12 protein-coding genes (1 of these 12 running past the window's edge) are annotated in these 11,837 nt (G+C 61.9%); 6 read left to right on the forward strand and 6 right to left on the reverse strand.

Going from position 1 to position 11,837, the window contains the following annotated elements; all coding sequences use genetic code 11:
• From OVA07_RS01520 to OVA07_RS01530, 3 genes are all read left to right on the forward strand, one after another.
• Positions 1–1,136: the 3' portion of an oligosaccharide flippase family protein gene (locus OVA07_RS01520; RefSeq protein ID WP_268169712.1), read on the forward strand. 379 nt of this gene lie to the left of the window's left edge; 1,136 of the gene's 1,515 nt are visible here — the last part of the coding sequence; its start codon lies beyond the left edge, outside the window; the stop codon is at positions 1,134–1,136.
• 56 nt (positions 1,137–1,192) lie between these two features.
• Entirely contained in the window at positions 1,193–2,182 is a 990-nt protein-coding gene (locus tag OVA07_RS01525) for an aspartyl protease family protein (RefSeq protein ID WP_268169713.1), read from the forward strand.
• Positions 2,183–2,247: 65 nt separating this feature from the next.
• Positions 2,248–4,074: an ABCB family ABC transporter ATP-binding protein/permease gene (locus OVA07_RS01530; protein ID WP_268169714.1), complete on the forward strand. Its 1,827-nt coding sequence runs from the start codon at positions 2,248–2,250 to the stop codon at positions 4,072–4,074.
• 28 nt (positions 4,075–4,102) lie between these two features.
• On the opposite strand, the gene OVA07_RS01535 is transcribed toward OVA07_RS01530, so the two are convergent.
• From OVA07_RS01535 to OVA07_RS01555, 5 genes are all read right to left on the reverse strand, one after another.
• Positions 4,103–4,306 carry a DUF1737 domain-containing protein gene (locus OVA07_RS01535; RefSeq protein WP_168853808.1) on the reverse strand — a complete coding sequence of 68 codons (204 nt, stop codon included), beginning with the start codon at positions 4,304–4,306 and terminating at the stop codon, positions 4,103–4,105.
• A gap of 9 nt (positions 4,307–4,315) precedes the next feature.
• Positions 4,316–4,750 carry a GFA family protein gene (locus tag OVA07_RS01540; RefSeq protein ID WP_268169715.1) on the reverse strand — a complete coding sequence of 145 codons (435 nt, stop codon included), beginning with the start codon at positions 4,748–4,750 and terminating at the stop codon, positions 4,316–4,318.
• Positions 4,751–4,803: 53 nt separating this feature from the next.
• Complete coding sequence (gene hslU / locus OVA07_RS01545) at positions 4,804–6,105, reverse strand: ATP-dependent protease ATPase subunit HslU (RefSeq protein ID WP_268169716.1); 1,302 nt, start codon at positions 6,103–6,105, stop codon at positions 4,804–4,806.
• A gap of 97 nt (positions 6,106–6,202) precedes the next feature.
• Positions 6,203–6,772: an ATP-dependent protease subunit HslV gene (gene hslV / locus OVA07_RS01550; protein WP_326493085.1), complete on the reverse strand. Its 570-nt coding sequence runs from the start codon at positions 6,770–6,772 to the stop codon at positions 6,203–6,205.
• Positions 6,773–6,820: 48 nt separating this feature from the next.
• Complete coding sequence (locus OVA07_RS01555; RefSeq protein ID WP_268169717.1) at positions 6,821–7,315, reverse strand: outer membrane protein assembly factor BamE; 495 nt, start codon at positions 7,313–7,315, stop codon at positions 6,821–6,823.
• A 227-nt stretch (positions 7,316–7,542) separates the two neighbouring features.
• Between OVA07_RS01555 and OVA07_RS01560 the strand changes: the two genes are divergently transcribed.
• Genes OVA07_RS01560 through OVA07_RS01570 form a run of 3 tightly spaced genes read left to right on the forward strand, consistent with a single transcriptional unit; the run spans position 7,543 to position 10,039 of the window.
• Positions 7,543–8,061 (forward strand): ubiquinol-cytochrome C chaperone family protein, encoded by a 519-nt coding sequence (locus OVA07_RS01560; protein WP_268169718.1) that lies wholly within the window; start codon positions 7,543–7,545, stop codon positions 8,059–8,061.
• The gene (locus OVA07_RS01565; protein WP_268169719.1) at positions 8,058–8,576 is read left to right on the forward strand and encodes a YceD family protein; all 519 of its coding nucleotides are present in this window, start codon (positions 8,058–8,060) and stop codon (positions 8,574–8,576) included. Before OVA07_RS01560 ends, OVA07_RS01565 begins: the two co-directional genes overlap by 4 nt.
• A 5-nt stretch (positions 8,577–8,581) precedes the next feature.
• Positions 8,582–10,039 carry an MATE family efflux transporter gene (locus OVA07_RS01570; RefSeq protein ID WP_268169720.1) on the forward strand — a complete coding sequence of 486 codons (1,458 nt, stop codon included), beginning with the start codon at positions 8,582–8,584 and terminating at the stop codon, positions 10,037–10,039.
• Positions 10,040–10,124: 85 nt separating this feature from the next.
• On the opposite strand, the gene OVA07_RS01575 is transcribed toward OVA07_RS01570, so the two are convergent.
• Entirely contained in the window at positions 10,125–11,738 is a 1,614-nt protein-coding gene (locus OVA07_RS01575) for an ATP-binding protein (RefSeq protein ID WP_268172582.1), read from the reverse strand.
• Between the last annotated feature and the right edge of the window lie 99 nt (positions 11,739–11,837).

Below are 11,837 nucleotides of genomic sequence, written 5' to 3' on the forward strand. Positions count from 1 at the left end.
CGCTGGTAATTGCCGCGTCCTATCTGTTCGTGCCGCTGGCCATCGTGCCACAGGCCACCTGCCAGCGCCGCATGGACTATCGGTCCAACACCATGATCGAGGTCGGGTCGTCCATCGCCAACGCCGCCACCGCTTTGGTCCTTGCCATAAAGGGCCACGGCGCCCTTGCATTGGCATGGGGCGCTTTTGCGCAACAGGCAGCCCGCCTTGTTGTCAGCCAATGGCGCGCAGGCGGAATGCTGCCATGGCCCCTGCGTCTTGGAGAAGTGCGCCCGGTGATGGACATCGGCACCACCAATACCGTGCAGGTGATCTGCTCTTCCCTGTCGGCCCGCGCGCCTGAACTGGTGATCGGCCGCCTGATCGACAACGCATCGGTCGGGCTGTTCGCCCGTGCATCGGGTCTGGCCCTGCAATTGCGGCTGCTGATTGCTGGCGCGGTAACCGGCGTATTCTACCCCGCCTTCCGCCGCGTGCGCGACAGTGGCCAACCGCTCGGCCCGCCCTATTTGCGCGTCGTCGCAGCCTTTACCGGCGTCACTTGGCCCGCCATGGCCGGCATCGCCGTGCTGGCCGAGCCGCTGATCCACCTGCTTTATGGTGAACGCTGGGTGGCCGCCGCCCCGCTGCTTACATGGATCGCGCTATCGCAAATCTGCTATGTCGCGCTGCCGCTTTATGCAGACCTTCCCGTGCTGCTGGGCCGGATGAAGCCTTTGATGCGGCGCATGGTTCTGGAAACCATCATCTCGATCGTGCTGATCGGCGTCACCGCGCCCTTCGGCCTTCTGTGGGTCGCCATGTCGCGGGTGGCGCACGGGCTGATCTGGGTGGCGATCTATGCCCCGCTGATGCAACGAGTGCTTGATCTGCGCTGGCGCGATCTTGGCCTGATCGCCGTGCGCAGCGCCATAGTCACGGTTGCCGCTGTCGCTCCACTGTTGACAAGCTACGCCTTGTGGAACGACCCGGCGCAAACCAGCCTGCTACAGGCCACCACCATGGTTGCCACCGGGATTGCGCTGTGGTTTGCCACATTGCGCCTTGTCCGCCATCCGCTCCATGATGAAATCGCCCATCTGGCAGCAGGCCTGCTGGCAAATGTCCGGCAAAAACCTGTATCCTCGACCGGGTAGCTGCCCACTGGCGCCAAGTCCCGCGCAGGCGTAAGATCCCCGGCGGGAGAATGCCGATGCCGAACAATCGCGCGCCATGGGCTATGCACGCAATCCGCCTTTGCATGACGGGCTATTGCGCGGTGCTGTCCTGCGACCCATTGATGGCACAATCTGCGCCGACACCGGCCCTTGCACTTGCGCCAGTGATTACCCAACCTGCCATCACTCAACCTTCAAACGCCGAACTCGTCAAACTGACGCAGGACCGGTATGATCGCTATACTGTGCCCGTTCACATCGGCACCACCGGTCCGTTCCGCTTCCTGATCGATACCGGAGCCGAACGCACCATTCTTTCGCATGATGTCGCCGCCCGGCTTGGCCTGTCGGCCAGCGGCAACGCCACCATTGTCGGGGTCGCAGGGGCGCATTCTGTCCAGATCGTCGAGGTGGAAGAACTCAGCATCGGTCGCCGCACCTTCTACGGCCTCAGCGCGCCGCTGCTGGAAAGCGCGCATATCGGCGCAGACGGCATCGTCGGCGTGGACAGCCTGCAGGACCAGCGGGTGCTGATCGATTTCGTGGGCGACCGGATCGCAATTGGCGATGCAGCAAATCTTGGCGGTGCGCGCGGGTTTGAAATCGTGGTCAGCGCGCGCCGCAAATCCGGGCAGTTGATTATGGCCAACGCGCGGGTTGATGGCATCGCCACCAGCATCATCATCCATACCGGATCCGATACCTCCATCGGCAACCCTGCCCTGCAAAAGGCGCTGTCGCGGCGCAGCCCCACACAGGCCACCACGCTCATTTCCGTAACCGGCCAGTCCATCGGCGCGGAAATGGCCACCGCGTCTGTGATCGAGGTTGAAGGCATCCGCCTGCACAACACACCCTTGGCCTTTGCCGATGCACTTGCCTTTCGCCGTCTGGGGCTGGATCGCAAACCGGCGATGCTGATGGGAATGGGCCAGCTCCGCATGTTCAGCCGCGTGGCGATCGATTTTTCCACCCGGCGCATCCTGTTCGATCTGCCTGCCGGAGTGGCCGGACCAAGACCCTGAACCTTGGCCCCGACAAACCTTGCGAAAGGGCTGGCGCGGCGCGTCAGGCGGCCTATTTGGAAACCATGCCTCCTGAAACTGCCCCCGCTTCGAAAAACGCACGCCACGATGGCTGGCAAACGCTGCGGCGATTCCTGCCCTATCTCTGGCCTGCCGATAATGCCGGGCTGCGCCGCCGTGTGATTGGCGCCTTTGCGATGGTGCTGCTGGGCAAGGCCGTCACGCTCGCCCTGCCGTTCGCCTACAAGAACGCCGTCGACGCGATGACGTTGAAAGCCGGGGCAGAACCTGCGCTTACCGTGGCCATGGCCTTCGTGCTGGCTTATGCGCTGGGCCGTTTCGCTGGTGTCCTGTTCGACAACTTGCGCAACATCGTGTTCGAACGGGTTGGGCAGGATGCCACGCGGCATCTGGCGGAAAACGTCTTTGCCCGCCTGCACCGCCTGTCCCTGCGCTTCCACCTTGCCCGCCGCACGGGCGAGGTTACCAAGGTGATCGAACGCGGCACCAAAAGCATCGACACGATGCTCTACTTCCTGCTTTTCAACCTTGCCCCCACGGTAATCGAACTGATTGCGGTGATCGTGATCTTCTGGCTGAACTTTGGCCTCGGCCTTGTCACCGCCACGATCCTTGCGGTCATCGCCTATGTCTGGGTCACCCGCGCTATCACCGAATGGCGCACGCATCTGCGCGAAAAGATGAACCGGCTTGATGGGCAGGCACTGTCGCGCGCGGTCGATTCTCTGCTGAACTACGAAACAGTGAAGTATTTCGGCGCCGAAAAGCGTGAAGAGGCCCGCTACGCCGCCGCCGCCCGCGCCTATGCCGATGCCGCGGTCAAAAGCGAAAACAGCCTGGGCCTGCTCAACATCGCGCAGGCCCTGATCGTCAACCTGCTGATGGCGGGGGCCATGGCGTGGACGGTGTGGGGCTGGTCCCAGGGCAAGCTGACCGTGGGCGATCTCGTGTTCGTCAACACCTACCTTACCCAGCTTTTCCGCCCGCTCGACATGCTCGGCATGGTCTATCGCACCATCCGGCAAGGCCTGATCGACATGGCCGAAATGTTCCGCCTGATCGACACCCACGTCGAAGTGGCCGATGCCCCTGGCGCACCTGCGCTTGTCATAAAACGCCCCGGCGTCATTTTCGACAACGTCGTCTTCGGTTACGACCCTGGTCGCACCATCCTGCACGGCCTGTCGTTCGAAGTGCCCGCCGGCAGCCGTGTCGCCATCGTCGGCCCTTCGGGCGCGGGCAAATCCACCCTCGCCCGCCTGCTGTTCCGCTTCTACGATCCGCAATCGGGCCGCATCCTGATTGACGGACAGGACATTTCGCAGGTCACGCAGGCCAGCTTGCGCGCCGCCATTGGCATCGTCCCGCAGGATACCGTGCTGTTCAACGACACCATCGGCTATAACATCGCCTATGGCCGCGATGGCGCCACAGCTGCCGAAGTCGAAGCCGCCACACGCGGCGCCTCCATCGCAGATTTCATCGCCCGCCTGCCCGAAGGGCTGGATACCGAAGTGGGCGAACGCGGGCTGAAACTGTCGGGCGGTGAAAAACAGCGCGTGGCCATTGCCCGCACGCTGGTAAAGAACCCGCCGATTCTGCTGTTCGATGAAGCCACCAGCGCATTGGACACCCGCACCGAACAGGATATCCTGTCGACAATGCGCGCCGTGGCGCAACACCGCACCACCTTGTCCATCGCGCACCGCCTGTCCACCATCGCGGATTCAGACACCATCTTAGTACTGGAACAGGGCCGCCTTGCCGAACAGGGCAGCCACACAGAACTGCTCCGCCGCGATGGCCTCTATGCCGAAATGTGGGCGCGGCAGGCCGCCGAAAGCGCGGAAGTCAGCGAGGCGGCGGAATAATCGCCCCGCCCTTCCACTTCACGCCCGTTCACTTCACCACATCAGCCTCATGCCACACCACGGCCTGCGCCACCTTGATGCAGTCCATGCCGCCGTCATAGGTCATCGACGGCGAACCATAGAGCCGCCAGCCCTGCTCCAGCGCTTCGGACACACGCTCGCAAAAGGCGCGGTCGTCCTTGCCGGTCAGCAGGCGGTAGACGGGGCGATCTTCGGGTGTCTGGTAAGTCATGCCCGGCGCTTACTCCTGACCGGGAAAACGCGCAAATTCGGGCAAGCTATGTTGCTCCACTGTCCAGCCGATGCGCTCCGCCGTCTGGATATGAAGCTGCGCGGGCAACTGGTCCGGGTCATCAAATGTGGCCGACTGCACGTCGACAATGCCGGGCAAATTCTCGGCATTGGTAAAGAACACGCCCGTACCGCACTTCGGGCAGAAGTTGCGCATCGACGCGCCAGATGAATTGTGGGTCGTCACCTCACCCTGCGTCAGCGAAAACTGTTCTTCCTTGAACATCGCCCAGGCCACCATCGGCGCGCCCGAACTTTTGCGGCAATCGGTGCAGTGACAGATGGCGACGTGCATCGGCGCACCATCCACCTTGTAACGCACCGCGCCACAATGGCATCCGCCTGCCAGTTCTGATCCCGCCAGTTCCGTTCCGCCAAGTTCCATCAGCCTGCTCCCAACCGGATTCGCTGATGGAACATTGCAGGAACGACGCTAATTCACAAGATATACTTCGAAAGGTCCGCATTCCCGGCCAGACCGGCCAGCTTGTCCGCGACATAAGCCTCATCCACCGTCACGGTTTCACCCACCCGATCCTCAGCTTCAAAGCTCACTTCTTCCAGCAGCTTTTCCATCACCGTCTGCAAACGCCGCGCGCCGATGTTCTCGACGCTCTCGTTCACCTGCGCCGCCGTGCGCGCAATCGCACGGATCGCATCGGGCGCAAATTCCAGCGTCACGTTCTCGGTCGCGATCAGCGCCCGATATTGCTCCACCAGATTGGCCCGCGTTTCCGAAAGGATGCGCACAAAGTCATCCTCGGTCAGCGCCTTCAGTTCCACCCGGATCGGCAGGCGGCCCTGCAGTTCGGGCAGCATGTCGCTGGGCTTGGCCACATGGAACGCACCGCTGGCAATGAACAGCACATGGTCGGTCTTCATCGGACCATATTTGGTCGAAACCGTGGTGCCTTCGATCAGCGGCAGTAGATCGCGCTGTACGCCTTCGCGGCTGACAGACCCGCCGCGCACGTCCGAAACCGCAATCTTGTCGATCTCGTCCAGAAACACGATGCCGTTGGTTTCGGCATTGCGGATCGCCTCGCGCGCAACGTCATCCTGATCCATGCGCTTTTCGGCTTCTTCGTCGACCAGCTTGTCCCACGCATCGGCCACGCGCATCTTGCGGCGCTTCAGGTTGTTCTTGCCGAACGCCTTGCCCATCATGTCCGACAGGTTAATCATGCCGACATTGCCACCCATGCCCGGAATTTCCATGGGCATCGATGGGCTGTCTTCGACCTCGATCTCGACTTCGACTTCGTTCATCGAACCATCGGCCAGCCGCGCCTTGAAGCTTTCGCGCGTCGCTTCGCTCGCGCCTTCGCCCACCAGCGCTTTCAGCAGCCGGTCCATCGCAGCCTTGCTGGCAGCTTCACGCACCGCATCGCGGCGGCGGTCCTTTTCCAGCCGGATTGCCTCTTCCACCAGATCGCGGGCAATCTGCTCCACGTCCCGGCCGACATAGCCGACCTCGGTAAACTTGGTCGCTTCCACCTTGACGAACGGGGCATCGGCCAGCTTGGCCAGACGGCGGCTGATCTCGGTCTTGCCGCAGCCCGTCGGCCCGATCATCAGGATATTCTTGGGGCTAACCTCGTCGCGCAGTTCGGGCGACAGCTTCTGCCGCCGCCAGCGATTGCGCAGCGCAACGGCCACAGCCTTCTTCGCGTCGGTCTGGCCAACGATATGTTCGTCCAGCGCGCGAACAATGGCCTTGGGGGTAAGATTGTCGTTCATAAAAATCTCACAACATCCGTTCGTGTCGAGCGTAGTCGAGACACCGCAGCGCTACCGTGTCTCGACTACGCTCGACACGAACGGGAATCAGGGTTCGTCAGATCTCTTCCAGCGTCACGCGGTCATTGGTGAAGACGCAAACGTCCGCCGCCACCTGCATCGCCTTGCGCGCAATTTTTTCGGCATCGCTTTCATAGTCGGACAGCGCGCGTGCCGCCGCCAGCGCATAGTTCCCGCCCGATCCGATCGCGGCGATTACCGTGTCGTTCTTGGCTTCGGGTTCCAGCACATCGCCATTTCCGGTCAGGATCAACATCGTGTCGGCATCCGCCACGATCATCAGCGCTTCCAGATTGCGCAGGTATTTGTCAGTGCGCCAGTCCTTGGCCAGTTCCACGGCGGCGCGCATAAGCTGGCCGCGATGCTGCTCCAGCTTGCGCTCCAGCCGTTCGAACAGGGTAAAGGCATCTGCCGTGGCGCCTGCAAAACCGGCGATGACCTTGCCATCGCCAATGCGGCGCACCTTGCGGGCATTGGGCTTCATCACCGTGTTGCCCATCGAAACCTGACCATCACCTGCGATGACGGTCCGGCCGTTTGCTTTCACCCCGATAATGGTGGTGCCGTGCCACTGGATCAGGCCGTGGCTTGCCCTGCTATCGTCCATCCCGGCGATATGAGTAGCCGGGAGAGGATTTCAAGCTAACCGTTCAAATCAGCTACCGTTCGGCCCGGTGCCGCCGGTCGCACCGCCAGCGCCGCCGCCGGGCAATGCCCCAACCGCGCCGATATTGCCGAACAGATCCTGGAAGAACGAACGGTCACGGCCCAGCGTCGGCGTCTTGTCGCTTTCAGGCGAAAGGTTGGCGACCTTTTCCATGCCCTGCCGCGAAAGCGCGGCAACATTGCCGCGCGCGTCAAAATCTACCACCAGCACCATCTGGTCGGTGGTCTTGGGACGGGTGAACGGCTTCTGGCCCGTGTTCATCGACACGTAATACCAGGTCTGCTTGCCGAAATCGCTGGTGAAGGTGGGCCGCCCCAGCGTGCGCTCCACCGAAGTCTTGTTGTCCACACCGGGCTGTACCGAAGAAACCAGCGCTTCATCCACGATATAGCCGCGATGGTCCTTGATGCTCGCGCATCCCGTAACAGCCACGCCCAGGGCCAGCACCGCCGCACCCTGCACCATCAGCCGACTGTTCCGCATTCGAAGACTCCGTCAAATCAGTTCAGGCCGCATGGCCCGGAAAGCCGTCATGCCCGTTTGCATCGGGAATGCACAGCCTCTATCGGCGGACCTTTAGGGTCCATTCCGGTTTACCGCAATGCCGCAGCCACAAACGCCGGCGCGCATTGCCAAAACCTGTAAGGCGCCTGCTGGACGCAAAAGATTTAATCGCCCCTGAACGGGGCAGACCTGAAGGAAAGTGCCAGATGTCGTTTTTTGGCAAGCTGTTTGGACGCAAGGCAGACGACCGGGCGGTGGCACGCCCGCTCTGGCATCGCACCGTGGAAATCGCCCGCGAAAAGGAATGGTATCGCGACTGTGGCGTGGCCGACACCGTGGCCGGGCGATTCGACATGATTACCCTGATCCTGTCCATCGTCCTCATACGCATGGAGCGCGATGCCGAACTGGTCGAACCTTCGGTGCGACTGACCGAACTTTTTGTCGATGACATGGACGGCCAGTTGCGGGAAAGTGGTGTGGGCGACGTCGTGGTCGGCAAGCGGATGGGCCAGTTGATGAGCGTTCTGGGCGGCCGCCTTGGTGCCTATCGTGAAGGCCTGCTGGCAAAGGACGATGCCATGATGGCCGAAGCTGTGGATCGCAATGTCACCCTGCACGATGGCGCCGATCCGCTGCTGGTCGCCCGCCGCGCCCGCGCCTTTGCCGCCGGGCTGGACCTTGTTCCGGCCTTTCGTGTTCTCGATGCGGAGATCGGTAAATGAGCGTGCCTGAATTTTCCCACATCATCGATATCCGCCACATCACTGCCGATCCATTGGTGCTGGAACCCGATGATGCTGCCCGCCGCAGGCTGGCAGGCCGATTCGGGCTGACAGAAATCACCGCCATGCGCGCCGAATTGAAGCTGGTGCCCGATGGCAGCAAAGTGGAAGTGAAAGGCAGGCTGACTGCCAGCCTGATCCAGCCCTGCGCGATTTCGGGCGAGGATTTCCCGGTGGGAATCAAGGAACCGGTGGCCCTGCGCTTCGTACCCGCAAGCCCTGTGGCCTATGCCCCGGACGAAGAAATCGAGATTACCGCCGATGATTGCGACGAAATCGAATATGAAGGCATGACCTTCGATCTGGGCGAGGCCGTGGCACAGACGCTGGCTCTTGCCATCGATCCCTTTGCCGAAGGGCCGAACGCCAGCAAGGCGCGCGCCGAACACAATCTGTCGGGTGATGCAGGCTCCGGTCCCTTCGCTGCCCTTTCCGCGCTCCAGCGCAAGGACTGATCCTCTTGGCCCCTCCCCCCGGCGGCGCAGGCCCCCGTTCGCGCGATCTTACCAGCGGTCCCATCCTGAAAACACTGGTGCTTTTTTCCGCGCCTACGCTGGCCTCGAACATTCTCCAGTCGCTCAACGGATCGATCAATTCGGTCTGGGTCGGGCAGATGCTGGGCGAAGGTGCGCTGGCGGCCACGGCCAATGCCAACGTGGTCATGTTCCTTGTGTTCGCCGCGGCGTTCGGCTTCGGCATGGCCGCCACGGTCAAGATCGGGCAGGCCTTTGGCGCGCGCGATGTGCTGGCCGCGCGGCGCACGTTCGGTTCGGCAGTGGGCTTTTGCGTGCTGCTTTCGCTGGTGGTTGGCACGCTGGGCTGGATATTTGCGCCCGAACTGCTGACGCTGATGGCCGCGCCGGGAGAAACCTGGATTTATGCCCTCACCTACTTGCGCGTCATTTTCATCGCCATGCCCGCCTCGATGGTTACCGTCATGCTCGCCATGGGCCTGCGCGGCGGGGGCGATGCGGCAACTCCGCTCAAATTCATGGTGCTGTCATCGGTGCTCGATGTCGCATTGAACCCGCTGCTGATTGGCGGTTTCGGCCCCATTCCGCCGCTTGGTATCGCAGGCGCGGCGCTGGCCACCGCCATTGCATCCTTTGCCTCGATGATCGGCCTCGTCATCTATGTCTATGCCAAGGATCTGCCGCTGCGGCTGCGCGGGGCGGAACTGGCGTGGCTGTGGCCCCGCCGCGATGAACTGCGCTATATCCTGACCAAGGGCCTGCCCATGGGCGCGCAGATGCTGGTCATTTCCGCTGCTGGGATCATCGTCATCGGCCTCGTCAACCGCGAAGGCCTGCTGGTCAGCGCGGCCTATGGCGCGGCGCTGCAATTGTGGACTTATCTGCAAATGCCCGCGATGGCGATTTCCGCTGCGGTCAGCGCCATGGCGGCACAGGCGATCGGCGCGGGGCTGGACCAGCGGCTTGGCAAGATCAGCCGCGCCGGTGTGATCCTCAACCTCACCGTGACCGGCGCACTGTGCGCCATAATCCTGCTGTTTGACCGGCCCGCACTCGAACTGTTCCTCGGCAGCGCCAGCCCGGCGGTGGACGAAGCGCGCCACATCCAGTTCCTTGCCAGCTGGAGCTATGTGCTGTTCGGCATCACCATGGTCCTGTTCGGCACCATGCGCGCTGGCGGCGTGGTCTGGGCGCCGCTCATCATCCTCGCCATCGCGCTCTACCCGGTGCGCCTCGGCTTCTACTTTGCGTTCTATCCAACGCTGGGGGCCGATGCGCTGTGGCTTGCCTTCCCCGTCAGCGCGGCGGTGGCGGTGGCGCTTTCCATCATCGCTTATCGCCGGCCGTCATGGCGTGAACAGGCCCGCGCAGTGCCCGATGACGAGTGTGAGGAAGAAACCCACGCCGATGCCGACACCGCAGGCCGTATGGCGCCCACCATCTGACGTTCGCGGCATTTGAGCGGCAATTGGGTGTACTTAGGTGAGTTTAGGTGTCGTTCAGGTAAATCGGCAATAATATTGCTGATTTCTAACGACTTTGCGCCCTCCAACGCTGCACTGTGCGTTCGACCGAGCGTTCCTGACCGCCATTGTGGCTCCACAGTTCGCAGAATGAAGGATCGCTCGACGCCGGGCGTTTCATCGGCTCAAGGTCATCAAACGACACACGCATCGGGATGGACACGCCCTCGCCCGAAACAATGCATTCGCGGTTGCGCAGCGACGGAATGGTATCAACAAAGCCGCGCGCGCCTTCGGGCATCGCTGCTTTGACAAAGGCCTGATCGCGTTCATTATTCAGTCGCATGGCGATGATCGTGCCGCATTGCGACAGCACGCCTTCGGCAAGATCGGACGGACGCTGGGTTATCAGACCCAGCGAAACGCCGTATTTGCGCCCTTCCTTGGCAATGCGCGACAGGATTCGGCCAACCGACGACCCGTCCGAATTCTTCTCGTTCGGCACGTAACGGTGCGCTTCTTCGCAGACCAGCAGCACCGGCCGGGTTTCCTCGTCCCGCGCCCAGATGGCATAGTCGAAAACCAGACGGCTGAGCACGGCAACGACCGTGGAGGTGATTTCCGATGGCACGCCCGAAACATCGATGATCGAGATCGGCTTGCCATTGGATGGCATGCGGAAAACCTTCTGGATGAATTCGACCATGGTGTCGCCCACCAGCATGCCCGAAAACATGAACTGGTAACGCGGATCACCACGGATTTCCTCGATCCGGGTCTTCAGCCGCATATAAGGAATGGAATTGGTGCCCTTGTCCAGCCGGCCCATCTCGTTCTGGATAATCATCAGCAGATCGGACAGCAGGTAGGGTATCGGAGAATCGACGGTGATCTTGCCAATCTGTTCGGCCAGACGGTTCTTGCCCCGCGCCGCCAGCAGGCATTTGGCAAGGATATCAAGGTCAAGCTGGCGATCCGGCCCGGTCGACGTGATGAAGACTTCGCAATGTTCCTCGAAGTTCATCAGCCAATAGGGCATCTGCAAGTTCGACACGTCCAGCAACTGGCCAGTCACCCGGAAAGCGCTGGAATATTCGCCATGCGGGTCGATCATCACGATATGCCCGGATGGAGCCATTTCACAGATGCGGTGCAGGATCAGCGCGGCGGAAGTGGACTTGCCGGTGCCGGTCGACCCCAGCAGCGCGAAATGTTTGCCCAGCAGACTGTCGACATAGATCCCGGCGCGAATATCGCGAGTGGGATAGACCGTCCCAATGGAAATGCTGGTTCGCCCATCGCTGGCATAAATCTGGCGAAGATCGTTGCTGGTGGCTGGATAGACCAGCGCACCGGGCACCGGAAACCGGGTAACACCGCGTCGGAAACCATAGATGCGCCCAGTCAGGCGCTCTTCCTCACCCTCACCCAGAAAATCGATCTGGGCAACGATGCCGCCTTCTACCGATGAATCCTGCCGCTGCGTGCGCACACTGGCCAGTAGCCAGGCATTCCCGACGCGGATCTTGATCTGGCTGCCAACTTTGCCCGAAAGCGCGACCGAGGGATCAATATCGTTTGAGCATTCATCCAGCCGCGTCAGATCGAGCGCGATCGCCGAACTGGAGCCTGCCACATCGCGCACCTGCCCGATCGGCATGAGGGCATTGGCCGAAGCCATGCTTTCTGGCGCTGCAAACGGCGCTGGCGAGGCGGCCGCGCCGGGCACGACGGGCGCAACTGCACCATCGAACCCGTTAATCGGCATATCAGACATCAG

This window comes from Novosphingobium sp. SL115, from assembly GCF_026672515.1.
Taxonomy (GTDB): Bacteria; Pseudomonadota; Alphaproteobacteria; order Sphingomonadales; family Sphingomonadaceae; genus Novosphingobium.

What these genes read in the sequence shown, in the direction of transcription:
- OVA07_RS01525 (WP_268169713.1), top strand. Translation starts at nt 1,193, where the DNA reads ATGCCGAACAATCGCGCGCCATGGGCTATGCACGCAATCCGCCTTTGC.
- OVA07_RS01530 (WP_268169714.1), top strand. Translation starts at nt 2,248, where the DNA reads ATGCCTCCTGAAACTGCCCCCGCTTCGAAAAACGCACGCCACGATGGC.
- OVA07_RS01535 (WP_168853808.1), bottom strand. Translation starts at nt 4,306, where the DNA reads ATGACTTACCAGACACCCGAAGATCGCCCCGTCTACCGCCTGCTGACC.
- OVA07_RS01540 (WP_268169715.1), bottom strand. Translation starts at nt 4,750, where the DNA reads ATGGAACTTGGCGGAACGGAACTGGCGGGATCAGAACTGGCAGGCGGA.
- hslU (WP_268169716.1), bottom strand. Translation starts at nt 6,105, where the DNA reads ATGAACGACAATCTTACCCCCAAGGCCATTGTTCGCGCGCTGGACGAA.
- hslV (WP_326493085.1), bottom strand. Translation starts at nt 6,772, where the DNA reads ATGGACGATAGCAGGGCAAGCCACGGCCTGATCCAGTGGCACGGCACC.
- OVA07_RS01555 (WP_268169717.1), bottom strand. Translation starts at nt 7,315, where the DNA reads ATGCGGAACAGTCGGCTGATGGTGCAGGGTGCGGCGGTGCTGGCCCTG.
- OVA07_RS01560 (WP_268169718.1), top strand. Translation starts at nt 7,543, where the DNA reads ATGTCGTTTTTTGGCAAGCTGTTTGGACGCAAGGCAGACGACCGGGCG.
- OVA07_RS01565 (WP_268169719.1), top strand. Translation starts at nt 8,058, where the DNA reads ATGAGCGTGCCTGAATTTTCCCACATCATCGATATCCGCCACATCACT.
- OVA07_RS01575 (WP_268172582.1), bottom strand. Translation starts at nt 11,738, where the DNA reads ATGGCTTCGGCCAATGCCCTCATGCCGATCGGGCAGGTGCGCGATGTG.